Origin of the sequence: Streptomyces sp. NPDC006435, assembly GCF_040612315.1 — a bacterium.
Taxonomy (GTDB): domain Bacteria; phylum Actinomycetota; class Actinomycetes; order Streptomycetales; family Streptomycetaceae; genus Streptomyces.
The window spans coordinates 104,460-127,209 of record NZ_JBEXPY010000017.1; the positions used below are offsets into that span (position 1 = coordinate 104,460).

20 protein-coding genes are annotated in these 22,750 nt (G+C 72.2%); 6 read left to right on the forward strand and 14 right to left on the reverse strand.

Features of this window, described 5'->3' with window-relative positions; genetic code table 11:
* Positions 1–331 precede the first annotated feature (331 nt).
* Positions 332–991: a bifunctional DNA primase/polymerase gene (locus ABZZ04_RS18615; protein WP_356933282.1), complete on the forward strand. Its 660-nt coding sequence runs from the start codon at positions 332–334 to the stop codon at positions 989–991.
* Between the two features lie 96 nt (positions 992–1,087).
* Here ABZZ04_RS18615 and ftsY read toward each other — a convergent pair whose 3' ends face one another.
* Positions 1,088–2,308: a signal recognition particle-docking protein FtsY gene (gene ftsY / locus ABZZ04_RS18620; protein WP_356933283.1), complete on the reverse strand. Its 1,221-nt coding sequence runs from the start codon at positions 2,306–2,308 to the stop codon at positions 1,088–1,090.
* Between the two features lie 109 nt (positions 2,309–2,417).
* Here ftsY and ABZZ04_RS18625 point away from each other — a divergent pair, with 109 nt between their 5' ends.
* Together ABZZ04_RS18625 and ABZZ04_RS18630 are read left to right on the forward strand one after the other, a co-directional pair.
* Complete coding sequence (locus tag ABZZ04_RS18625) at positions 2,418–3,812, forward strand: cytosine permease (protein ID WP_356933284.1); 1,395 nt, start codon at positions 2,418–2,420, stop codon at positions 3,810–3,812.
* Positions 3,813–3,870: 58 nt separating this feature from the next.
* Positions 3,871–4,836 (forward strand): LLM class flavin-dependent oxidoreductase, encoded by a 966-nt coding sequence (locus tag ABZZ04_RS18630; RefSeq protein ID WP_356933285.1) that lies wholly within the window; start codon positions 3,871–3,873, stop codon positions 4,834–4,836.
* Positions 4,837–4,930: 94 nt separating this feature from the next.
* Here the strand turns inward: ABZZ04_RS18630 and ABZZ04_RS18635 are convergent, their stop codons facing one another.
* The 4 genes from ABZZ04_RS18635 to ABZZ04_RS18650 form a co-directional block, all read right to left on the reverse strand.
* Positions 4,931–6,349, reverse strand: a complete 1,419-nt coding sequence (locus ABZZ04_RS18635; RefSeq protein WP_356933286.1) for a sugar porter family MFS transporter — start codon at positions 6,347–6,349, stop codon at positions 4,931–4,933.
* A 206-nt stretch (positions 6,350–6,555) separates the two neighbouring features.
* A complete protein-coding gene (locus ABZZ04_RS18640) occupies positions 6,556–10,224 on the reverse strand; it encodes an AAA family ATPase (RefSeq protein ID WP_356933287.1) in 3,669 nt (1,222 codons plus the stop codon).
* 358 nt (positions 10,225–10,582) lie between these two features.
* Positions 10,583–10,795, reverse strand: a complete 213-nt coding sequence (locus tag ABZZ04_RS18645; protein WP_148839554.1) for a hypothetical protein — start codon at positions 10,793–10,795, stop codon at positions 10,583–10,585.
* 440 nt (positions 10,796–11,235) lie between these two features.
* Positions 11,236–11,517: an acylphosphatase gene (locus ABZZ04_RS18650; protein ID WP_356933288.1), complete on the reverse strand. Its 282-nt coding sequence runs from the start codon at positions 11,515–11,517 to the stop codon at positions 11,236–11,238.
* 145 nt (positions 11,518–11,662) lie between these two features.
* Between ABZZ04_RS18650 and ABZZ04_RS18655 the strand changes: the two genes are divergently transcribed.
* Together ABZZ04_RS18655 and ABZZ04_RS18660 are read left to right on the forward strand one after the other, a co-directional pair.
* Positions 11,663–12,583: a CAP domain-containing protein gene (locus tag ABZZ04_RS18655; RefSeq protein ID WP_356933289.1), complete on the forward strand. Its 921-nt coding sequence runs from the start codon at positions 11,663–11,665 to the stop codon at positions 12,581–12,583.
* A gap of 112 nt (positions 12,584–12,695) precedes the next feature.
* A complete protein-coding gene (locus ABZZ04_RS18660) occupies positions 12,696–13,091 on the forward strand; it encodes a helix-turn-helix domain-containing protein (protein ID WP_356933290.1) in 396 nt (131 codons plus the stop codon).
* A 6-nt stretch (positions 13,092–13,097) separates the two neighbouring features.
* Here ABZZ04_RS18660 and mutM read toward each other — a convergent pair whose 3' ends face one another.
* The 9 genes from mutM to ABZZ04_RS18705 all read right to left on the reverse strand — a co-directional run bounded on the left by mutM (position 13,098) and on the right by ABZZ04_RS18705 (position 22,282).
* Complete coding sequence (gene mutM / locus ABZZ04_RS18665; protein ID WP_356933291.1) at positions 13,098–13,955, reverse strand: bifunctional DNA-formamidopyrimidine glycosylase/DNA-(apurinic or apyrimidinic site) lyase; 858 nt, start codon at positions 13,953–13,955, stop codon at positions 13,098–13,100.
* Between the two features lie 154 nt (positions 13,956–14,109).
* Positions 14,110–14,934 carry a ribonuclease III gene (gene rnc / locus ABZZ04_RS18670; RefSeq protein ID WP_356933292.1) on the reverse strand — a complete coding sequence of 275 codons (825 nt, stop codon included), beginning with the start codon at positions 14,932–14,934 and terminating at the stop codon, positions 14,110–14,112.
* Positions 14,935–14,953: 19 nt separating this feature from the next.
* On the reverse strand, positions 14,954–15,127 hold the full coding sequence (rpmF, locus tag ABZZ04_RS18675; RefSeq protein WP_003965982.1) for a 50S ribosomal protein L32: 174 nt from the start codon (positions 15,125–15,127) through the stop codon (positions 14,954–14,956).
* Between the two features lie 2 nt (positions 15,128–15,129).
* On the reverse strand, positions 15,130–15,792 hold the full coding sequence (locus tag ABZZ04_RS18680; RefSeq protein WP_356933293.1) for a DUF177 domain-containing protein: 663 nt from the start codon (positions 15,790–15,792) through the stop codon (positions 15,130–15,132).
* Positions 15,793–15,976: 184 nt separating this feature from the next.
* A complete protein-coding gene (locus ABZZ04_RS18685) occupies positions 15,977–17,065 on the reverse strand; it encodes a cell division initiation protein (protein ID WP_356933294.1) in 1,089 nt (362 codons plus the stop codon).
* 95 nt (positions 17,066–17,160) lie between these two features.
* Entirely contained in the window at positions 17,161–17,643 is a 483-nt protein-coding gene (gene coaD, locus ABZZ04_RS18690) for a pantetheine-phosphate adenylyltransferase (protein WP_356933317.1), read from the reverse strand.
* 26 nt (positions 17,644–17,669) lie between these two features.
* On the reverse strand, positions 17,670–18,254 hold the full coding sequence (gene rsmD / locus ABZZ04_RS18695; RefSeq protein ID WP_148839542.1) for a 16S rRNA (guanine(966)-N(2))-methyltransferase RsmD: 585 nt from the start codon (positions 18,252–18,254) through the stop codon (positions 17,670–17,672).
* A gap of 140 nt (positions 18,255–18,394) precedes the next feature.
* Positions 18,395–20,608: an ATP-dependent DNA helicase RecG gene (gene recG / locus ABZZ04_RS18700; protein WP_356933295.1), complete on the reverse strand. Its 2,214-nt coding sequence runs from the start codon at positions 20,606–20,608 to the stop codon at positions 18,395–18,397.
* Positions 20,609–20,659: 51 nt separating this feature from the next.
* Positions 20,660–22,282, reverse strand: a complete 1,623-nt coding sequence (locus ABZZ04_RS18705; protein WP_356933296.1) for a DAK2 domain-containing protein — start codon at positions 22,280–22,282, stop codon at positions 20,660–20,662.
* 257 nt (positions 22,283–22,539) lie between these two features.
* Here ABZZ04_RS18705 and rpmB point away from each other — a divergent pair, with 257 nt between their 5' ends.
* Entirely contained in the window at positions 22,540–22,725 is a 186-nt protein-coding gene (gene rpmB / locus ABZZ04_RS18710) for a 50S ribosomal protein L28 (protein ID WP_030928661.1), read from the forward strand.
* Positions 22,726–22,750: the final 25 nt, after the last annotated feature.

Here is a 22,750-nt window from a genome sequence, read left to right on the forward strand (position 1 = left end):
GAACAGGGAGTCGGGTTGCCTCCGGCATACCCATGGGTGCACATACTTCCATGGTTCGTGTACCGACGGTAATCCTACGATCACCCCCGGGCGAGGGCGTCGGCGGAAACGCCACCATTCGCCACCCCTTCGGATGAACACCGTCCCCGGCGGGCGCGATTCACTTGACACACGACGATCAGCAGTGGGTGCAGCGAAGCACGGCAAGGCGCGTGAACGATATCGCGCGCCCCCAACGCCACCGGCGCGCTCCGGATCGACGGCGACGGCGGAGCGCACCGACTGCGCCCCGTGTCGTAACCACCGGCGAGCCGGACCCGTTGGAGGGGGCATGGGCTTCACGATCGGCGGCATCCGCGAGATGCGCACCGGCTCACGGCGTCGCGGCCGTGCGGCCGAGTACACGGCGGTGGCCGAGTACACAGGGCTGTGGGGCTGGGCCGTCGTGCCGGGCGCGCGGGCGGCGGGCGGCCGCTGCTCCTGCGGCGACGCGGCCTGCCCCTCCCCCGGCGCCCATCCGCTGGACTTCGCCCCCGAGGTCCCCGCGGGCGCCACGCTCGACGCGGCGGCGCAGGCGTGGGCCCGGGTGCCGGGCGCCTCGATGCTGCTGCCGGTGGGCCGCGCCTTCGACGTCCTCGACGTCGCCGAGGCGGCCGGGCGCCGGGCCCTGGTGCGGCTGGAGCGGATGGGGCTGCCGCTGGGGCCGGTGGCGGTGACCCCCGCCGGGCGGGCGCAGTTCTTCGTGGCCCCCGGGGCCGCCGTCGAACTTCCGCAGCTGCTCTACCGGATGGGCTGGGACGACGCCGGGCTCGACCTGCGGGCCCTGGGCTCCGGCTGCCACATCACCGCCCCGCCGTCCGACGAGGGCGGGCTGGGCCCGGTCCGGTGGCTGCGCCCGCCGGTGCTGGACACGGCGTCCGCGCCGCCGCAGGCGCGGCTGCTGCTGGGCACGCTGGCGTACAGCTGCCATCGCGCGCCGCTGCGCGGCTGAGCCGCCCCGGCCGCCGGCCGACCACAGGCCCCCATGACGCGAAGGGGCCCGGGAGCATGGATGTCCATGCTCCCGGGCCCCTTCGCGTGGGCGGGGTCAGTCCCCGATCAGGGCGTCGACGAACGCCTCCGGCTCGAACGGCGCCAGGTCGTCCGGTCCCTCGCCGAGACCGATCAGCTTGACCGGGACGCCCAGTTCGCGCTGGACGGCGACGACGATGCCGCCCTTGGCGGTGCCGTCCAGCTTGGTCAGCACGATGCCGGTGATGTCGACGACCTCGGCGAACACCCGGGCCTGCACCAGGCCGTTCTGCCCGGTCGTGGCGTCGAGCACGAGCAGGACCTCGTCGAGCGGTCCGTGCTTCTCGACGACCCGCTTGACCTTGCCGAGCTCGTCCATGAGCCCGGTCTTGGTGTGCAGCCGTCCGGCGGTGTCGATGAGCACGACGTCGGCGCCCTCGGCGATGCCCTCCTTCACCGCGTCGAAGGCGATCGAGGCCGGGTCGCCGCCCTCGGGTCCGCGCACGGTGCGGGCGCCGACGCGCTCGCCCCAGGTCTGGAGCTGGTCGGCGGCGGCCGCCCGGAAGGTGTCGGCCGCGCCGAGCACGACGCTGCGGCCGTCGGCGACCAGCACCCGGGCCAGCTTGCCGGTGGTGGTGGTCTTGCCGGTTCCGTTGACGCCGACGACCATCACGACGCCGGGCGTGTCGAGGCCGCTCTCCGTCTTGACCGCGCGGTCGAAGTCGGTGCCGACCAGGGTGACGAGCTCCTCGCGCAGCAGCGCGCGCAGCCCTTCGGGGGTACGGGTGCCGAGGACGCGGACGCGTTCGCGCAGCCGCTCCACCAGCTCCTGGGTGGGGGTGACGCCGACGTCGGCGGTGAGGAGGGTCTCCTCGATCTCCTCCCAGGTGTCCTCGTCGAGGTTGTCCCGGGACAGGAGCGTGAGCAGCCCCTTGCCCAGGGAGTTCTGCGAGCGGGCGAGCCGGGCGCGCAGCCGCACCAGACGGCCGGCCGTGGGCTCGGGAACCTCGAGCTCGGGGGCGGCGGGCGCCTCCGGCTCGACGGCCTCGACGACCTCGGGGGCCTCCTCCGCGGGAGCCTCGGCGGGGGGCGGGCCGACCTCCTCGACGGTGCGGCGCGGTTCCTCGCGCGGCGTCTCGGCTTCCTCGCCGACATGGGGCTCGGCGGGAGGAGTGATGGTCGGCGTGCTCGACGGCGCCGGGGGCAGCTGCTTCTTCTTGCGGCCGCTGACCACGAGCCCGCTGATCACGCCGACCGCGACCAGGGCGATGACTACAGCAAGGATGACGAATTCCATAACCCACCCAGTATCAGCCACGTCGGCCCGCCGGGGCCGCCCCGAAGGATCACTCCCACACCCCTCGGACAGTTATGCACCCTTTGGCGGTAAATGTACGATCCTGCCCGTGGAGACCCGTGGCCTGGAACCCGTCCCCGACAGCGAACGCACCGGCCGTGTCCGGACCCTCGTCCCCACCTGGGTGGGCGCGAACCTGACCATGCTGCTCGTCACCGTCGGCGCGGGGCTCGCCGTCCTCAACGGGCTGAACCTCTGGCAGGTGCTGGCCGTCGCGGTCACGGCCTCGGTCGTCGGCTTCGGGCTGGTCGGCCTGGTCTCGATCGCGGGCAGGGAGGGCGGGGCGCCGGGCATGGCGCTCTCCCGGGCGGTCTTCGGCCAGCGCGGCAATCTGCTGCCCGGCGCCCTGACCTGGGTGGCCCGCTGGGGCTGGGAGACCGTGAACGCGGTCACCGGGACCTACGCCGTGCTCGCCGTGCTGCATCTGCTCCTCGGGGTCACGAGCACCCACAGCCTGACCGTGCTGACCCTGCTCGCCTTCGTGGGGTGCAGCTATCTGGTGTCGGGGCTCGGCCTGGGGGCGTTACGGCTGTGCTGCCTCTGGTCCTCGTACCTCTTCGGCGGCGTCAGTCTGCTCGTGCTGGTCCATCTGGCCGGGGCGACCGACTGGCGGGACCTGCTGGACCGGCCGGCCGGTCCGGCCTCGATGATGGTCGCCGGGGTGGGCACGCTGGTCGCCGGCGGCATCAGCTGGGCCCCGTCCGGGCCGGACTTCGCCCGCTACCTGCCGCGCACCGCCTCCGGCCCGGCGATGGTCGGCGCGACCGTGGGCGGCGCCGGGATCGTGTACGTGCCGATGGTCCTGACCGGAACCGTGATGGCGATCGCCTCGCCGGGGCTGGCGACCGCCCCCGACCCGGTCGCGTTCATCGGCCCACTGCTGCCCGGCTGGCTCTCCGTCCCGTACCTGCTGACCGCGGTGACCGGGATGGTGCTGATCAACGCGATGTCGCTGTACTCGGCGGGGTTCACCGCGCAGACGCTGGGGTTCACCGTGCCCCGCACCTGGGCGGTCGGACTGAACGCCGCCATCAGCCTGTTCCTGGGCTCGCTGCTGATGGTGTCGGCCACGGGCTTCCTGGACTCCTTCGTCTCCTTCCTCGCGCTCCTGTCGGTGACGTTCTCGGCCTGGGTGGGGGTCTTCGCCGTGGACCTGCTGCGCGGGCGCGCGTACGACCCGGCGGCACTGCTGGACACCACACCGGCCGGCGCCTACTGGTACACCGGCGGCTTCTGCGTACCGGCCGTGGCCGCGTGGGGCGCGGGCCTGGTGGCGGGGCTGCTCTTCACGGGCGTGGAGTGGTTCGCGGGTCCGCTCTCCACCACCTGGGTCGGACACCTGGGGCTGGGCTGGGCGGTCACGATCACCGTCTCCGCGACCCTGTACGCGGTCCTGCCGCGCCCCGCCGACCGGCCCAGGGGCGACCGCACCCTACACTTCTGACGCCACGTCAGCTAATGTCCGCCCTCGCCGAGTCCACCCGACGACGGGGGCAAGTGTCATGACCTACGCAGTGGTCCGGTTCAATCTCGTCGCGCCCGGCGCCACCCCCGAGTCGCTCTCGGCCCGGTACCGCGCCGCGCTGGAGATGGCCGCGTACGCCGACGGGCACGGCATCGACACCGTGCAGACCGAGGAGCACCACGGCGCCGCCGACTCCTGGCTGCCCTCCCCCTTCGTCTTCGCAGGCTCGGTCCTCGGCGCCACCCGCCGTATCGCGGTCACCGTGTCGGCGGCCATCGGACCGCTGCACGACCCGCTGCGGCTGGCCGAGGACATCGCGGTCCTGGACCTGCTGAGCGCCGGCCGGCTGGTGACGGTGGCGGGGATCGGCTACCGGCCCGAGGAGTACGAGCGGGCGGGCGTCGACTGGGCCGGGCGCGGCAGGCTCCAGGACGAGCTGCTGGAGACCCTGGTGCGGGCGTGGACCGGCGAGCCGTTCCCGTACCGGGGCCGCACGGTCCGGGTCACGCCCCGCCCGTACACCCGGCCGCATCCGCCGCTGCTGGTGGGCGGCAGTTCGCGGGCGGCGGCGCGGCGGGCGGCCAGGTTCGGGCTGCCGTTCTTCCCGAGCGCGCACCTGCCGGAGCTGGCGGCGTACTACGAGGAGCGGCGCGCCGCGTTCGGGACGGAGGGCTTCTGCATGATGCCCGCCGCCGAGACGCCCCTGCTGCACGTGTCCGAGGACCCGGACCGGACGTGGGCCCGGTACGGCGAGCACTTCCTGCACGAGGCGCGCGCGTACGCCTCCTGGCAGTCCGGGAGCGTCCGCTCGGCCGTGCGTTCCGCGGCCACGACGGTGGCGGAGCTGCGTGAGGAGGGGGTCTACCGGGTCGTCACCCCGGACCGGTGCGCCCGGTGGGCCGGGGAGGCGGAGGGGCTGGTGCTGCATCCGCTGTGCGGCGGGATGCCGGTGGAGGAGGGGTGGCGGAGCCTGCGGCTGTTCTGCGAGGCGGTGGCGCGCTGACCGGCGGGGCCGGACGACTGCACGGCCCCGCGGCCCCGGCCCGGCAGGACCGGAGGAGCACCGGGGCCGGCGGGGTTAGCGGGGGCAGCGGGGGTCAGCCCATCTCCTCCAGCGCCTTGCCCTTGGTCTCCTTCACGAACCTGAGCACGAAGGGGATCGAGAGCGTGGCGAAGCACGCGTAGATGATGTACGTGCCCGAGAGGTTCCAGTCGGACAGGCTCGGGAAACTCGCGGTGATCGCCCAGTTGGCGAGCCACTGCGCGGACGCGGCGACCCCGAGGGCGGCGGCGCGGATCCGGTTGGGGAACATCTCGCCGAGGAAGACCCAGACGACGACGCCCCACGACAGGGCGAAGAAGAGCACGAACACATGGGCCGCGACGAGCGCCACGGCGCCCTGGGGGCTGGGCAGTTTTCCGTCGACCAGGTCGGCGGAGAAGGCCCAGGCCTCGCAGGCGAGGGCGATGGCCATGCCCGCGGAGCCCACCAGGGCGAGCGGTTTGCGGCCCACCCGGTCCACCAGGACCATCGCGATGACGGTACCGACGATGTTGATGATGGAGGTGGTGAACGAGTAGAAGAAGGAGTCGGTCGGGTCGACGCCGACGGACTGCCAGAGCGTCGCCGAGTAGTAGAACGCCACGTTGATGCCGACGAGTTGCTGGAAGACCGAGAGCCCGATGCCGACCCAGACGATCGGCAGGAAGCCGAAGCCGCCGCCGAGCAGGTCCTTGAACTTGGACTTGTGCTCACGGTGCATGGCGGTCTCGATCTCGGCCACCCGGGCGTCGAGGTCGACGTTGTGCCCCTCGACCTCCTCCAGGATCCGCCGGGCCCGGTCCTTCCTGCCGACCGAGATCAGGAACCGCGGCGACTCGGGGATCGCGAACGACAGCAACCCGTACAGGAGGGCCGGGACGACCATCACGCCGAGCATCCACTGCCAGGCCTCCAGGCCGCCGATCCGGCCGCGCTGGTCGCCGTCGGCGAGTTGCAGGATGCCGTAGTTGACCAGCTGGGAGATGGCGATGCCGATGACGATCGCCGCCTGCTGGAAGGAGCCGAGCCGGCCGCGGTAGGCGGGCGGCGAGACCTCGGCGATGTACGCCGGTCCGATCACCGAGGCCATGCCGATGGCGAAACCGCCGATGATGCGCCACATCGCCAGGTCCCAGAGCGCGAACGGGAGCGCGGAGCCGACGGCGCTGATGGTGAAGAGCAGGGAGGCGATCTGCATGCAGCGGATGCGGCCGATGCGGTCGGCGATGCGCCCCGCGGTGGCCGCGCCGATCGCGCAGCCGATCAGGGCGATGGCGATGACCTGGGCGAGCGTCCCGGAGCCGATGTCGTAGCGGCTGCGGATCGCCTCGACCGCGCCGTTGATGACGGAACTGTCGTAACCGAACAGGAAACCGCCCATCGCGGCGGCCGCGGTGATGAAGATGACATGGCCGAGGTGGTCCGGGTGGGCCGCTCGGGCTCCGGAGGCCGGTCCCTGCGATGTGTTGGTCACATGAACTCCTGATGCCTGGCCGCGTCGTCAGGTGGGGGCGAACTCCTCCAAGTGGCGCACAACTTCCCGGCCGCCACCACTTGAAGGCGGACACCGCACAGCAGGCATCAAACCATCAGGATTTGAACCCTGAATCGGGGATCACGCCCGGAAAACGCCGGAAGCACCCGAAGGACTTATCAATGTCCTGAAGACGGGGCAAGGGCTCAGCGCAGCCGCTGGCTGATCACCTTCGAGACGCCGTCGCCCTGCATCGAGACGCCGTACAGCGCGTCGGCGACCTCCATCGTCCGCTTCTGGTGCGTGATCACGATGAGCTGCGAGCTCTCCTGGAGCTCTTCCATGATCCGGATCAGCCGCTGCAGGTTGGTGTCGTCCAGCGCCGCCTCGACCTCGTCCATCACGTAGAACGGGCTCGGCCGGGCCTTGAAGATCGAGACCAGCAACGCCACGGCCGTGAGCGAGCGTTCGCCGCCGGAGAGCAGCGAGAGCCGCTTGACCTTCTTGCCGGGCGGCCTGGCCTCGACGTCCACGCCGGTGGCGAGCATGTTCTCCGGGTCGGTCAGGATCAGCCGCCCCTCGCCGCCCGGGAAGAGCCGCGAGAACACGCCCTCGAACTCCCGGGCCGTGTCCCGGTACGCCTCCGTGAACACCTGCTCGACCCGCTCGTCGACCTCCTTGACGACCTGCATCAGGTCGGCCCTGGTCTTCTTCAGGTCCTCCAGCTGCTCGGAGAGGAACTTGTGCCGCTCCTCCAGGGCGGCGAACTCCTCCAGGGCGAGCGGATTCACCTTCCCGAGTTGCTGATACGCCCGTTCGGCCGACTTCAGCCGCTTCTCCTGCTCGGCCCTGACGAACGGCTTCGGCTGGTTGCGCGGATGCTCCGGGTCCTGCGGCAGTTCCTCGCCCTCGGCGGCCGGCGAGGGCGGTACGAGCTGGTCGGGGCCGTACTCGGCGGCCAGCCCGGCCGGTTCGACGCCCAGCTCCTCCAGCGCCTTCGTCTCCAGTTGCTCTATCCGCAGCCGCTTCTCCGCGCCGAGCACCTCGCCGCGGTGGACGGAGTCGGTGAGCTTGTCCAGCTCGGCCTTGAGGTCGCGGCCCCGCTCGCGCCCGGCCGCCAGGTCCCGTTCCCGTTCCGCCTTCGCCGCCTCGGCCGCGGTCCGCTCCCGCTCGGCCCGTACGACGGAGACCTCGACGTGGGCAAGCAGTTGACGGGCACCGGACGCGACGGCGGAGGCCACCTCGGCCTCGTGACGCAGCCGGGCGCGGCGCCGCTCGGCGCGGGCACGGGCCTCCCGCTCGGCGCGGGCGCCCCGGTCGAGGGAGTCCGCACGGCCCGCGAGGCCCTTGACCCGCTCCTCGTGGGTACGGACCTGGAGGCGGGCCTCCATCTCGGTCTGGCGGGCGTTGGCGCCGTCCGCGGCGAGCCGGTCGCGCACGGAGGTGTCCGGCTCCTCCTCCACCGGCGTCTCCTCGGCGACGAGCAGCCGCTCGGCCAGCTCCTCGGCCTCCGCCGTCGCCCGTTCCAGCGCCTCCTGGGCGCGGGCGGCCGCCGCGGTCATCCGCTCGGCCTCGCCCGCCGCGCCGCGCGCCTGCCCGGCCAGCCGCCCCAGTTGCTGGGCCACACCGGACTTCTCCCGCTCGGCGGCCCGGCGCCGCTCCCCGATCTCCTCGACCAGTCCGGCGCTCGCCCGGCGCCGCTCCCCCGCGATCCGCTGTGCCTCGGCCGACTCCGCGCACCGGACGGCCAGTTCCTCCAGCCGGGCGGCGGCCTCGTCGACCGATGCCTGTACTTCGAGCAGGCTCGGCGCCCCGGCGGAACCCCCGTGCGCGAAACGGGCCGAGAGGACGTCCCCCTCTGCGGTCACGGCCGTCAGCTCCGGGTGCACGGAGACGAGCTTCTCGGCGTCCTCCAGCGTGTCGACGACCACCATGTCCCGCACCAGCGCGCGGACGGCGTCCATCAGCCCGGCGGGCCCGCGGACGAGACCGGCCGCGGCGGGCGCTCCGCCCACGGCGACGGCGACCGCCTGCCCGGCCGTACGGGACCCGGCCGTGCCGTCCGCCCCCTGGGCCTGCCCGGGCACCCGCCCGGCGGCACCGCTGTCGAAGGCACCGGTGTCGGGGGCGCCGCCCTGATCGGGGACCCCGGCGCGCACCCCGCCCAGCAGCAGCGCCGCCCGCCCCGCGTCCTCCTTGCGCAGCAGCCGGATCGCCTCCGCCGCCGCGGCCGGGTCGGTCACCGCGACCGCGTCCGCCGCCGCGCCCAGGGCCGCCGCCACGGCGACCTCGTGCCCCGGTTCCACCGTCAGGAGTTCCGCGGCCGGCCCGAGCAGTCCCGACAGCCGGTCCTGCGCGCCGAGCAACGCACCCGTGCCGTCCTTGCGCCGCAGGCCGAGCGCCAGCGCCTCGTGGCGGGCCGCGACCGCCGCCCGTTCCCGCTCGGCGGCGGAGGCCGCCTCCCGGCTCGCGGAGAGCTCCGCCTCGGCCTCCGCGAGTTCCCGCTTGGCGGCGGCGTGCCGTTCGGCGAGCTCCGCGTCACCGGCGTCCAGGCCCTCGACCTCGGCCTTGAGCTGTTCGTACTCCTCCTGGGCGGCGACGGCCCGGTCCCGCGCCTCGTCCCTGGAGGCGGCCAGCCGGTCGATCTCGGCCTGGGCCGAACCGGCGCGGCTGCGGGCCGCGTTGACCTGGCCGTTCAGCCGGGCGAGCCCTTCGCGGCGGTCCGCGATGGCGCGGGCCGCGTCCTTGAGCCTGCGCTCCTCGGCCGCCAAGTCCCGCTCCAGCTCGGCGCGGTGGGCCGCGGTGTCCTCCAGCGCGTGTTCCGCCGCCGTCAGCGCGGCCTCCAGCTCCGCCTCCTGCTCGCGGATCCGGGCGGCCTCCCGTTCCATGTCCTCCGGGTCGCGACCGCGCCGCTCCTCCACGGCGGGGGCGGTGGCGCTCTTCACCCGGGCGTCGGCCAGCGAGATCGTGCCACGCACCCGCTCCGCCAGCTGCGACAGCTCGTACCAGGTCTGCTGGGCCCGCTGGAGCCGCGGTGCCAGCCGCCGCACCTCGTCCTCCAGCTCCGCCTCGCGCGCCAGGGCTGCCTTGAGTTCCCGCTCCGCCGCCTCCCGGCGCTGCTTGAGCGCGGCCTCGTCGGCGATCTCGCTGCGCAGCGCGGTGCGCAGCCGTACCAGGTCGTCGGCGAGCAGCCGCAGCCTGGCGTCGCGCAGATCGGCCTGGATGACGGCGGCCCGGCGCGCCACGGCCGCCTGGCGGCCGAGCGGCTTCAGCTGTCGCCGCAGTTCGTCGGTCAGGTCCTGGACGCGGGCCAGGTTGGCACCCATCGCGTCCAGTTTCCGCAGCGCCTTCTCCTTCCGCTTGCGGTGCTTGAGCACGCCCGCGGCTTCCTCGATGAACGCGCGACGGCCCATCGGATCGGCGTGGAGCACGGAGTCCAGCTGGCCCTGGCCGACGATGACGTGCATCTCGCGGCCGATGCCCGAGTCGGAGAGGAGTTCCTGGATGTCCAGCAGCCGGCAGGTGTCGCCGTTGATCTGGTATTCGCTGCCGCCGTTGCGGAACATGATCCGGGTGATCGTCACCTCGGCGTACTCGATGGGCAGTGCGCCGTCGGAGTTGTCGATGGTCAGCGATACCTCGGCCCGTCCGAGCGGCGGCCGCCCGGTGGTGCCGGCGAAGATCACGTCCTCCATCTTGCCGCCGCGCAGGGACTTGGCCCCCTGCTCCCCCATGACCCAGGAGAGCGCGTCCACCACATTGGACTTGCCCGACCCGTTGGGGCCGACGACGCACGTGATGCCGGGTTCGAACCGCAGCGTCGTGGCGGAGGCGAACGACTTGAAACCACGCAGGGTCAGGGCCTTGAGGTGCACGCCGCCGGACTCTACCTTTCGCTCTCGGTTTCGCTGATGAAGGTGCAGGGCACATCAGACGTTAAGGGAAGGGGTGTACGCCGGGGCCGGGCCCCGCGCGGGTCCGGACGGAAAAGAAAATTCCGGGCGGAAAAGAAAGAAGGGACGCCGAAGCGCCCCTTGCAAATCTTGTTCGTGTTGCAGCGTGCGCGGTGTTGCCGGTGCGCGGTTTCCTTGCTGCGGCTGCGCATGACGGATCAAGGACATGTCACGGGTGTGACAGATCAAGAGCAGCGATCTCCGATGATCCGGCGACGATCCGGGTGATGGTCTCGGACGGCTGACGCGTACGGCCCGACCGGCCCCTGGGGGCCATCGGTCAGGTCAGCGCCGGCTCCGCCTGAGGTACGTCGATGTCGATGCTGTCGAGCAGCGACTCTTGGTGCTGGGCGGCGGCGTTCAGCGCGTCGTTCTCGCCCTGGATCCGTACGAGCTCGGATTCGAGGTCCTGGACGCGCTGCTGGAGCCGTCGCATCTCGGCGAGGAGTCGCGGGTCGGAACCGCCGACGTAACCGAGAAGCGCCTTTGCCATGATGGATGGTCCTCCACACTGAGTGACCGACCGATGCGGTGTGGGTCGTGAGGGAATCGCACCCGCGGTGCTCGGCAGTGCATCTGTCATCACTGCTGTTCTGCTGCCAAACAGCCCTGCCGAACAGCTGAGGTGCGCGGGGATTTCAGAATCTCACCAAAAAGTTTGACGGTCAACACGATCACGCCCCGTGGAGACGGGCATCCCGGGGGCGCGCGGCTCGACGATCATGCGGCGCGTCTCTCCTGCGGGGCCCTGGAGGGCGTGGAGATCATCCTTACCGCCGCAGCCTGGCACGCCGGACGAAACTTGGCAACCACCCGGTCAATCCGCAGGTCATTTCATGTGCGCGGGGATGCGAGCCCCGTCACACAACCGCCCGCCACAGGTCGAACACGGCCCGAACACGGCGGCGCCCGCAGCCCCGGGACGGGCCCGTGTCAGCGGATCGCGAAGCCCTCGTAACCACCGCGCGGGGTGTCCCATATCTCAGTGACGCCGTCCACGCGGCCGGGTGTGTCGTCCGAACGCAGCCACTCCAGCAGGCGGTGGCAGTCCTCCCGCCGCCCCTCCGCGACGACCTGCACCCTGCCGTCGTCGAGGTTCAGGGCGAAGCCGGTGAGGCCACCGATCTCCAGTGCGTTCGCCCGGGTGAACCAGCGGAACCCCACTCGCTGCACCCGGCCGCGCACCCACACGGTGAGTCGTACGTCTTCGTTCATGCCCGAACGCTAACGGTCCAATTACCCCCGGAGCACATCCCGGTCACAGGCCATGGCGTACAGTCCCGTCGCAACGACCTCACCCGTTCGGGTGAAGCACGTCGACGTCGGAACCGGCGTCCAGACCCTCGGAAGGGCCCAGCAGATGGGACGCCACAGCCGCTCCGCCGCAGCTCCTGCCACCGAGAGCGGCGAGGCCCGGCCCCGCGGCCACCGCAGAAAGCGTTCCGCGAGCCCCATCCGCACCGGAATGGTCGGCGTCTCCGCGGCGCTCGCCGTGGGAGCCGTGGCGATGAGTTCGGGTCTGCTGGCCGGCGGGGGCGACACCTACACGATCGGCGGCGGACCCTCCGACCAGGTGCGCGCGGACGGGGACTCGGACCTGCTGACCCAGGGCGGCACCTCCTCCGCCCCGGCCGGCCGCGGCACCTCGTCCGCCCGGTCCGGCCGCGGCGCCGACCGCGCCGACGACCTGAAGAAGGCGGGGTCCTCCACCCCGTCCGCCTTCCCCTCCGAGAAGTCCGAGGCGTCCGAGCGGTCCGACGGGGCCAAGCCGTCCCGGTCGGCGAAGGCCGCCGAGTCCAAGGCCTCGCGGAGCTCCGCGCCCGCCGCCGGGAAGTCGTCGGCCGCACCGAAGAGCTCCGCCTCCACCCCGGCCGCCCGCAGGTCCATGGCCTCGGCCCCGGCCTCCTCCTCCGCGCAGGCCGCCGTGCTCGCGCGGGTCAACCAGGAGCGCGCGAAGGTCGGCTGCAGCCCGCTGACCGCCAGCTCCTCGCTCGCCTCCCTCGCCCAGGACTTCAGCGAGGACATGGCCTCCCGTGGCTTCTTCGACCACACCGACCCCGACGGCCGCTCCCCCTGGGACCGCGCCTCGAAGGCCGGCGTGAAGGGCCTCGCCGCCGAGAACATAGCCCGCGGCCAGGCCGACGCACAGGCCGTGATGGACGCCTGGATGGACAGCCCCGGTCACCGGGCGAACATCCTCAACTGCGACTACAAAACTCTCGGGGTCGGCATCCACCAGGGCTCCGGCGGCCCCTGGTGGACCCAGGAATTCGGCTTCTGACCGTCCCCCCTCCCCCGGTCCCGCGCACGTCCCGCCCGCTGCCCCGGCCCGGCGCTCACCGGGGGAAAGCGCACTCCGGTGGTGAGCGTCGCACGGGCGTACGCTGACCGGCATGGATCAGAACGCCCCGTCGGCCGAGTCCGCTTTCGACGTGTTCTCCCGGCAGTGCCCCTCGCGCGGCACGCTGGAGCACATCACCGGACGCTGGGGCGGTCTGACCCTGGGAGCGCTGTACGAGAGCGGCTCCCGTTTCAACGAGCTGCGGCGCCGCGTCGACGGGGTGAGCGAGAAGATGCTCTCCCAGACCTTGCAGGCCCTGGAGCGGGACGGTCTGGTGCACCGCGAGGCCCGGCCGACCAATCCGCCGCGCGTCGACTACGAGCTGACGCCCCTGGGCCGGCAGGTGGCCGAGCGGCTGCTCGGGCTGATCCGGTTCGTCGAGGACCGGATGCCCGAGGTGCTCCGGGCCCGCGACCACTACGACGGGGCGCACCCCGACAAGGGCTGAGCCGCGTCAGGCCCGGCGCGGCGGGCGCTGACAGCGCGGGCAGAAGTAGCTGGAGCGGTTCATCCAAGGGCGGCGGCGGATCGGTGTGCCGCAGCGGCGGCAGGGCTCGTCCTCCCGCCCGTAGGCGTCCAGCGAGCGGTCGAAGTAGCCGGACTCGCCGTTCACGTTGACGTAGAGGCTGTCGAAGCTGGTGCCGCCCTGGTCGAGCGCCGCGTTCATCACGTCGCGGGCGTGGCCCAGCAGTTCGGCCGCCTTGGGCCGGGTGAGGGTGGCGGTCGGCCGGTCGTAGTGCAGCGCGGTGCGCCAGAGCGCCTCGTCCGCGTAGATGTTGCCGACGCCGCTGATCAGCGTCTGGTCGAGCAGCGCTCGCTTGACTGTCGTGCGGCGCGCGCGCAGGGCCGTGTGGAAGGCCGCGTCGTCGAAGGCCGGGTCCAGCGGGTCGCGGGCGATGTGCGCGATGGTGTCGGGCAGCCCGTCGGGAGTGTTCTCGTGGAGCGAGAGCCCGCCGAAGGTCCGCTGGTCGACGAAACGGAGCTCGGTGCCGAGGGAGTCGTCGAAGCGGATCCGGACACGCAGGTGCTTCTCGTCGGATGCGTCCTGGGGCTGCACGAGGAGCTGGCCGCTCATGCCGAGGTGGCCGAGGAGCGAACCGGCCCCCTCGTCCAGCGGCACCCAGAGGTACTTGCCGCGGCGCATGGCCGTCCCGAGGCGGGCGCCGCCGAGCCGGGCCGCGAAATCCGCGCCGCCCGCGAGATGACGCCGGACCGCGCGCGGGTGCAGCACCTCGACGTCGGCGACGGTGCGGCCGGTCACCCAGCGCTCCAGACCGCGCCGTACGACTTCGACCTCGGGCAGCTCGGGCACGGTGGCGCTCCTGGAGGGACAACCTGACGGGATGGCGTGAGGAAGGGGAAGAAGAGAGGAAGGGGTGCCCGGAAAGGAAGGGGCTTCTGGGGAAAGCGTACGTTTCCGGGCAGGAAGAGCCCCCCGGTGCACAGGGCACCGAGGGGCTTCCGGGTCAGGCCGGAGTGGCGTCCGTGGACGGCGACGGGTCGGCAGAGGTGTCGGCGGCCCCTCCGTCGGCAGCGGCCTTCGCCGCGTCCTCCCGTGCCTGTGCGGCGGCGCTGATCTCGCGCCAGGCGGACTCCGCCGCCTGCTGCTCCGCTTCCTTCTTGCTACGGCCGGTGCCGGTGCCGTACGAGACACCACCGACGCGGGCAGCAGCAGTAAAGGTCTTCTCGTGGTCCGGTCCGGTCTCCGTGACGAGGTACTCGGGGACTCCGAGGCTCTCGCTCGCGGTGAGCTCCTGGAGGCTGGTCTTCCAGTCCAGGCCGGCGCCGAGGTTCGAGGACCTGTCGATCAGCGGGTCGAAGAGCCGGTGGACCAGCTCCGAGGCCGCGCTGAGGCCCTGATCGAGATAGACCGCGCCGATCACCGCTTCGAGGGTGTCGGCGAGGATGGATGCCTTGTCCCTGCCGCCCGTGCCCTCTTCACCGCGGCCGAGCCGGATGAAGGAGCCGAGTTCGAGGCCGCGGCCCACTTCCGCAAGCGCACGCGAGTTGACCACCGCGGCCCGCAACTTGGCCAGCTGGCCTTCGGGCAGGTCGGGGTGGGTGCGGTACAGCGTGTCCGTGACCACCAGGCCGAGCACCGAGTCCCCGAGGAACTCCAGCCGCTCGTTGGTGGGCAGACCGCCGTTCTCGTACGCGTACGAGCGGTGGGTCAGCGCACGCACCAGAAGGGCGGTCTCGAGTCGATACCCGAGCCGCCCTTCCAGAAGCGTGTGGGACGAGGCTGTGTTGACGTTGTCTGCCTTCTTCTTGGCGTTGGACAACTCAGACATCGGGCCTCTCACCAGCCGCTCAGACCTCGAGGACCTGGCGCTTGTTGTACGTGCCGCAGCTGGGGCACGCGATGTGCTGCAGCTTCGGCTCCTGGCAACGCTCGCACGAAACCAGGGTGGGGACCGCAGCCTTCCACTGCGACCGGCGGTGGCGCGTGTTGCTGCGCGACATCTTCCGCTTCGGAACAGCCACGGCTACTTCTCCTGCTTCTCGTCGACGCCCGCATCGGCGCCGCCCATGTTGTCCTTCTCGCCGTCCTGAACGGTGTCGGCGAGTCCTTGCAATGCCGCCCAACGAATGTCGACGGCGTCGTGGTGGTGACCGGGGTTCTCGTCCAGCCTGATTCCGCATTCGGAACACAGACCGGCACAGGACTCCCGGCACACCGGCTGCATCGGCAGTGCGAGCACCACCGCATCACGCAGCACTGGTTCGAGGTCGAACAGGCCGTCCTCGACGAAGAGCCTGTCCTCGTCGTCCTCGGCGTCGTCGGCCGGTTCCGCCTTGGCGCGGCCCCGGTCATCGGCGTCAGGGTACGAGAACATCTCCTGGAAGTCCGCAGCGACCTCTTGGCGCAGCGGCTCCAGACACCTTACGCACTCCCCCTCGGCGGTCGCACGGGCGGTGCCTGTGACGAGCACACCTTCCATGACCGATTCGAGTCGGAGGTCCAGCTCCACCGGTGCGCCTTCCGGCACGCCGATGACCCCGTCGATGCCGAGGTCCGCGGGAGCGTCCACCGAGCGGGTCAGCCGCTGGAGGGCACCGGGACGCCGACCCAGCTCGTGCGTGTCGAACACGAGGGGGTTTCGGTGGTCGAGGTGGCCGTTCAGGGCTTTTCCTGCTTTCGAGATCATGTGCAACACGCGTCGTGGGAAGGCCGACCGGATTCGGAGTCGAAACGGGCAGCCGGGATCGCGGACATACGCGCGACCGAGGAGCCAGGATACTGGACGTGTCGCCCAGCTCCCAATCGGGCTGTCGGACCCGACCGGGCCGGACCTGCGGCGGGTGCCCGGTCCTCGGGCCGGTACCGGCCGGTCAGCGTTCCTGCTCGTACCTGCGGAGCTGGTCCAGGTCGATCATGCTGGTGTCGAACAGACTGGTCTCGTCGAGGGCGCTCTCGCCCTGCTGGAGCGCCTGCTGGGGCTGCGCGGGCTGCTGCTGCCAGTCCCCGTACCCCTGCACCGGCACCTGGGCCTGGCCGTAGTCCTGCTGCTGATAGGCGGCGTACGGGTCCGGCTGCTGCTGGTAGCCGTAGACGTCCTGCTGCGGCTGGTCCCGGTACGCGTACGTCTCCGCGTAGCCGGGCTGCTGCGCCGGCATCTGCGGTGCCTGCGCCGGTGCCGGGTAGTGCGGCTGGGCCTGCTGGTGCACCGGCTGCGGCTCGGGGGTGGCGAGTTCGGCGAGTCCGGCCCAGTGGTCCTCGTCGCTCACGCGCGCCTGGCTGCCCGCAGCGTCCTGGGCCGCCACGTGCGCGCCGAGGTCGTCGGTGGGGATCCGGCCGTGCAGCTTCTGCCGTCCGCGGCCGACCGCCTCCAGGGTCTTGGCGAGCACGGCCTCGAAGGCGCCGAGCTTGGTGTCCACGTACTCGTCCGCCCTGCTGCGCAGTATGTCCGGGTCGGTGCTGCGCTCGGGGGCCTCGGCGAAGTCCGGGTCCTCGCGGCCCTGCTCGTCGAAGGGGTGGCCGCGGCCGAGGAGCTTCTCGCGGCCCCGGTCGACGGAGCCGATGGTCTTGGTGAGGACGACCTCGAAGTTGGCGAGCTTGCTGTCGACGTACTCGTCCGCCTCGGAGCGGACCTCGGCGGCCTCCCGGCGGGCCTCGTCGAGGATGCGGTCGGCCTCCCCCTGTGCCTGCCTGGCGATCTCGGTCCCGGCGATCAGCGAGGTGCGTTCGGCGTGTGCGGCCTCGATGATCCGCTCCGCCTCGCGGCGGGCCTGCTCGGCCAGCTGTTCCTGGCCGCCGATGAGCTCCCGGGCCTGGGCGAGCGAGCCCGGCAGGGCCTGGCGCACCTCCTCCAGCATCGCGAGCAGTTCGGCGCGGTTGACCACGCACGAAGCCGACATGGGCATCGACCGGGCACTCCCGACCGCCTCGACGATCTCGTCGAGCTTCTTCTGCACGTCCACCGTGTGCTCGCCACTCTCTACAGCCGATTGGAGACGGACGGGACGACTGTACGGCCAGTCGGCGCCCGCCCGACACCTGCTGACGAACCGTCAGATCAACGCCCCTGGGCGAGGCGCTCGGCAAGTGCCTCGTGGACCACCGGGGGGAGCAGGTGGGAGACGTCACCGCCCCAGGTGGCGACCTCCTTGACCAGGGAGGACGACAGGAAACTGTAGGTGGGGTTGGTGGGCACGAAGAGGGTCTCGACGCCCGAGAGGCCGTTGTTCATCTGGGCCATCTGGAGCTCGTAGTCGAAGTCGCTGACGGCCCGCAGCCCCTTGACGATCGCCGGGATGTCGCGCTGCTTGCAGAAGTCGACCAGGAGGCCGTGGAAGGACTCGACCTGGACGTTGCCGAACTCCGAGGTGACGCTGCGGATCAGGTCGATCCGCTCGTCGACCGTGAACAGGCCCTTCTTCGACTGGTTGATCATCACCGCGACGTGTACGACGTCGTACAGCTTCGAGGCACGGCCAATGATGTCGAGGTGTCCATTGGTGATGGGGTCGAATGACCCCGGACAGACGGCGCGGCGCAACTTGATTCCCTCGCTCTCCGGTCCGGTCATCGTGCGTCTTCGCACGTAGAGGCGGCGCGACCGTACCAAAGCGTTCCCTCGCCGTAGCGACGGGCCCGCAACGCTTCGAATCCCTCGGGCCAGCCGAATTCTCCGCCCCTGGTGCTGCGTTCCACGGTGACGAGCGCGTCGTCCGTGAGCCACCCCTGAGCACGGAGTGTGAGCAGTATCTCGCCAAGATCGTCGTCCGTGACGGCGTACGGCGGGTCGAGGAACACCACGTCGTACGGCTCGGCGGGCGCCGGACCCGCGGCGACCTGCTCGGCCCGGCCGGTACGGACCTCGGCGCCGGGCAGGCCGAGGGTGCGGACGTTGTCCCGGACGGTGCGGACGGCTTTGGGGTCCGCCTCGACGAGCAGGGCGTGCGCCGCGCCCCGGGAGAGCGCCTCCAGGCCGACGGCGCCGGAGCCCGCGTACAGATCGGCGATCCGGACTCCCGCCAGGCTGCCGAGGAGCGCCTCCCAGGTGGAGAAGAGGCCCTCGCGCGCACGGTCGGAGGTGGGGCGGGTGCCGGTGCCGGGCGGAACGGCCAGGCGGCGGCCGCCGGCCGAGCCGGCGATCACGCGGGTCATGGGTGTCTGGTCCTCGGTTCGTGGGTGGCCCGCAGGATGCCGCGGTGTGGTGCCACCCACGATATGGCGTCGGGCCGGATCGGGCCCGCGCACCCGTCGGGCCCGCCCGGCCGCTCGCCCACCGTCCCGCCCGCGGGCTCTCAGCCCTTGTCGAGGTACTCCTCCCGCTCCTTGTCGAGCAGGGCGTCCAGCGCGGTCCGCAGCTCGGGCAGGTGCTCCAGCCCCGGGTCGGCGGCGACGATCGCGACGGCCTCCTCCCGGGCGGCGGCGATGACCTCCTCGTCGTCGATGACGGTGAGCATCCGCAGCGAGGAGCGGACCCCGGACTGGGCCTGGCCCAGGACGTCGCCCTCGCGGCGCTGTTCGAGGTCGATCCGGGAGAGCTCGAAGCCGTCGAGGGTGGCGGCGACGGCGGACAGCCGGGCACGGGCCGGACTGGCCTCGTGCGCCTCGCTGACCAGGAGGCAGAGGCCGGGGGCGGAGCCGCGGCCGACCCTGCCGCGCAGCTGGTGCAGCTGGGAGACGCCGAACCGGTCGGCGTCCATGATCACCATGGCGGTGGCGTTGGGGACGTTGACCCCGACCTCGATGACGGTGGTGGCGACGAGGACGTCGACCTCGCCCGCGGCGAAGCGGCGCATCACGTCGTCCTTGTCCTCGGGCGCCATCCTGCCGTGCAGCACCTCGATGCGCAGACCGGCGAGGGGCCCCTTGGAGAGCTGTTCGGCGATCTCCAGGACGGCGAGCGGCGGGCGCTTCTCGCCGTCGTCCTCGGGCGCCTTCTTCCTCTTGCCGTCCGGCTCGTCCTCGTCGTCGCCGATGCGGGGGCAGACCACGTACGCCTGGTGCCCGTTCTCCACCTCCTCCCGCACCCGTTCCCAGGCACGGGCGAGGAAGTGCGGCTTGTCCTTGGCCGGCACGACATGGCTGGCGATCGGCGAGCGGCCGGCCGGGAGCTGGTCCAGCACGGAGGTCTCCAGGTCCCCGAAGACGGTCATGGCGACCGTGCGGGGAATGGGGGTGGCGGTCATCACCAGCAGGTGCGGCGGCTGCTTCCCCTTGGAGCGCAGGGCGTCGCGCTGTTCCACGCCGAAGCGGTGCTGTTCGTCGACGACGACCAGGCCCAGGTCGTGGAACTTCACCTTGTCCTCGATCAGGGCGTGGGTGCCGATCACGATCCCCGCCTCGCCCGTGACGAGGTCGAGCAGCGCCCTGCGGCGGGCCGCGGCACCCATGGAACCGGTGAGCAGCACCACCTTCGTCCCCTGCTCGGAGCCGCCCAACATCCCGCCCTCGGCCAGCTCGCCCATCATCTCGGTGATGGATCTGTGGTGCTGCTGGGCGAGCACCTCGGTGGGTGCGAGCATGGCGGCCTGTCCGCCCGCGTCGACGACGCCGAGCATCGCCCGCAGCGCGACCATGGTCTTCCCCGATCCGACCTCCCCCTGGAGCAGCCGGTGCATGGGGTGTTCGGTCGCGAGGTCGTCGAAGATCTCCTCGGAGACCTTCTGCTGCCCGTCGGTGAGGGTGAAGGGCAGCTCGGCGTCGAAGGCGTCGAGCAGTCCGCCGGGGGCGGGCCTGCGGGCCACGGCCGGGAGCTGGGTGTCGGCGTACCTGCGGCGGGCCAGCGCGACCTGGAGGACGAATGCCTCGTCCCACTTGAGCCGGTCCCTGGCCAGGGCGATGTCCGCCTTGGTCTGCGGGCGGTGGACCTTCAGCAGTGCCTCCGGGAGCGGGGCGAAGCCGCGGCCCTCGCGCAGCGCGGCCGGCAGCGGGTCGACGGCCTCCTGCGCGCTGGGCAGGACCGTGTCGACGGCCTTGGCGATCCGCCACGAGTCCAGCTGCTTGCAGGCCGGGTAGATCGGCAGCAGCCGCCCGGCGAAGGCGTCCACCGCCTCCCGGTCCCCGTCCCCGGTCCCCTCGCCGGGTCCGGTGTCCAGCAGCTGGTACGTGGGGTGGGCCAGCTGCATCTTCCGGTTGAAGACGGAGACCTTGCCGGCGAACATCGCCCGGCGGCCGGGCAGCAGCTCCTTGTGCGGCTTGTGGACGCCGTGGCCGAAGAAGACCAGCTGGAGGCGGCCGCTGCCGTCGGTGAGGGTCACCTCCAGGCGTCTGCCGCGGCCGTTGTTGAACGTCAGGACGCGGGCCTCGGCGACCTGGGCGACCACCGTCACGTGCTCGTCCAGCGGGAGGTCGGTCAGCGCCGTGAGCCGACCGCGCTCCTCGTAGCGCCGGGGGTAGTGGTGGAGCAGATCGCCGACCGTGTGCAGGTCGAGGTGGTCGGCCATCACCTTCGCGGTGGCTCCGCCGAGCAGCTTCTTGAGGGGTTCGTCGAACGCGGACACGCGATCCATTGCACACCACGCCACTGACAGTCGGCCGCCGGGCACGGCCCGGGGCCGGGTCTACTCCACCCCGATGAGCAGCGGGGCACTCCGGGGACCGCCCCGGTAGACCACCGTGTCCACCGCGAGGTGGCCCTCGCGCACGTGCTCCTCCAGCTCGTCGGCGAGGCTGTCGGGGACGTCCTCGCCCAGGACCAGGGTGACCAGTTCGCCGCCCGCCGCGAGCATCCGGTCCAGCACGGTCCGGGCGGTGTGCGGGAGGTCCCCGCCGATGACCGCGACGTCGCCGTCGATCAGTCCCAGGACGTCCCCGGCCTGGCAGATGCCCGCCATGGTCCAGGACTGCCGTTCGGCGACGGCCAGTTCGGCGTAGCGGGTGGCGCCCGCGGCGGCGGTCATCGCCACCACGTCCTCGTCGAAGCTGCGGCCCGGTTCGTGGACGGCGAGGGCGGCGAGGCCCTGGACGGCGGCCCGGGTCGGGATCAGGGCGACCCGGATACCTTCCGCGCGGGCCTGTTCGGCGGCCGCGGCGGCGGTGTGGCGCAGCTCCGCGTCGTTGGGCAGCAGGACCACCTCGCGGGCGTGCGCCCGGCGGACCGCGTCGACCAGTTCGCCGCTGGCGGGCGGTTCGCCGGGGCGGGCCAGGACCGTCGTGGCCCCGGCCTCCTTGCACAGGCCGCGCAGTCCGTCGCCGGGGACCACCACGACGACGGCGCGCTGCACGGGCTCGACGTGGGGCTGGGCCCGGTCCGTGCCGAAGTGGGTGATCCGGATCCGGTACGGGCGTCCCGCCTCGACGCCGGCCTCCACGGCGGCGCCCGCGTCGTCGACGTGCACATGGACGTTCCACAGTCCGTCGCCGCCGACCACCACGAGCGAGTCGCCGAGCGGGTCGAGCCGGGCCCGCAGCCGGTCCACCGCCTCGTCGGTGGCCTCCAGCAGGTAGATGACCTCGAAGGCGGGCCCGTCCGCGGGGCCGGCCGCCGCGCAGTCGTCCGGCACCGGGAGGGCGGGGGCGGGAAGCGCGGGTCCGGCGGCGGGCGCCCGTCCGCAGACCGCCTCGACGAGCGCCCCGAGCACCGTCACCAGTCCCCGCCCGCCGGCGTCCACGACGCCCGCCCGGCCGAGCACGGCGAGCTGTCCGGGGGTGGCGGCCAGGGCCGTCCGCGCCCCTTCGTACGCCGCCTGCGCGACCTCGGCGGTGGTGGCGTCGGCAGCGGTGCGCGCGGCGGCCGCGGCGGCCGCGGCGGCCACCGTCAGCACGGTGCCCTCGACGGGGTGGACGACGGCCTGCCGGGCGGCGTCGGCCGCGGTGGCGAGGGCCCGGCGCAGGTGGTCCGCGTCGTGCCCGACGGCCAGCACCTGCGCCGTCCCGCGCAGCAACTGGGCCAGGATCGTGCCGGAGTTCCCGCGGGCGCCGATCAGGGCGCCGTGCGCCATGGCTCGTACCGCGTCGGCGGTGAGGGGGGTGGTCGTGCCGGTCTCGTGGGCGGCGAAGACCGCTTCGACGGCCTGGTTCGCGGACTCCACGGTCAGGTAGAGGTTGGTGCCGGTGTCCCCGTCGGCGACGGGGTAGACGTTGATCGCGTCGATCGCCGCGCGCTCCCGGCCCAGTGCCTCCAGGGCCAGTGAGCACCAGGCGCGCACCGCGACGGCGCCCATGTCGTCGGCGGTCTGCGGCACCTGTCGGTCCTCCTCGGAATCGGCCGTGGGCGGCCGGCTGCACCGCAGAGTAGTCCCGTGCGCGGGGTCCGTCGGGGACAGGGGCGGGACGGGGGCGGTGGAACCCATGGTAGTTTCGTTCTACCGACGCGGTCGTTGTATGCTGCTTCGGTTGCCCGACGAAAGTCGGGACATTCCCCCGGCACCGCCACTTCAGTCAACTGATTCCGGCGTGCCGGAATTCACTGTAAGTGCATCTGAAGTCTTTGGAGTGACCCGTGGCTGCCAACTGCGACGTCTGCGGCAAGGGGCCGGGCTTCGGCAACAACATTTCGCACTCGCACCGCCGTACGTCCCGTCGCTGGAACCCCAACATCCAGCGCGTGCGTGCCGTGGTCGGTCGGACGCCGAAGCGGCTCAACGTCTGCACCTCGTGCATCAAGGCCGGCAAGGTCGCGCGCTGACGTTCCCGTCGTAGCGCAGCCTTCC

What these genes read in the sequence shown, in the direction of transcription:
- ABZZ04_RS18615 (WP_356933282.1), top strand. Translation starts at nt 332, where the DNA reads ATGGGCTTCACGATCGGCGGCATCCGCGAGATGCGCACCGGCTCACGG.
- ftsY (WP_356933283.1), bottom strand. Translation starts at nt 2,308, where the DNA reads ATGGAATTCGTCATCCTTGCTGTAGTCATCGCCCTGGTCGCGGTCGGC.
- ABZZ04_RS18630 (WP_356933285.1), top strand. Translation starts at nt 3,871, where the DNA reads ATGACCTACGCAGTGGTCCGGTTCAATCTCGTCGCGCCCGGCGCCACC.
- ABZZ04_RS18645 (WP_148839554.1), bottom strand. Translation starts at nt 10,795, where the DNA reads ATGGCAAAGGCGCTTCTCGGTTACGTCGGCGGTTCCGACCCGCGACTC.
- ABZZ04_RS18650 (WP_356933288.1), bottom strand. Translation starts at nt 11,517, where the DNA reads ATGAACGAAGACGTACGACTCACCGTGTGGGTGCGCGGCCGGGTGCAG.
- ABZZ04_RS18655 (WP_356933289.1), top strand. Translation starts at nt 11,663, where the DNA reads ATGGGACGCCACAGCCGCTCCGCCGCAGCTCCTGCCACCGAGAGCGGC.
- ABZZ04_RS18660 (WP_356933290.1), top strand. Translation starts at nt 12,696, where the DNA reads ATGGATCAGAACGCCCCGTCGGCCGAGTCCGCTTTCGACGTGTTCTCC.
- rnc (WP_356933292.1), bottom strand. Translation starts at nt 14,934, where the DNA reads ATGTCTGAGTTGTCCAACGCCAAGAAGAAGGCAGACAACGTCAACACA.
- ABZZ04_RS18680 (WP_356933293.1), bottom strand. Translation starts at nt 15,792, where the DNA reads ATGATCTCGAAAGCAGGAAAAGCCCTGAACGGCCACCTCGACCACCGA.
- rsmD (WP_148839542.1), bottom strand. Translation starts at nt 18,254, where the DNA reads ATGACCCGCGTGATCGCCGGCTCGGCCGGCGGCCGCCGCCTGGCCGTT.
- recG (WP_356933295.1), bottom strand. Translation starts at nt 20,608, where the DNA reads ATGGATCGCGTGTCCGCGTTCGACGAACCCCTCAAGAAGCTGCTCGGC.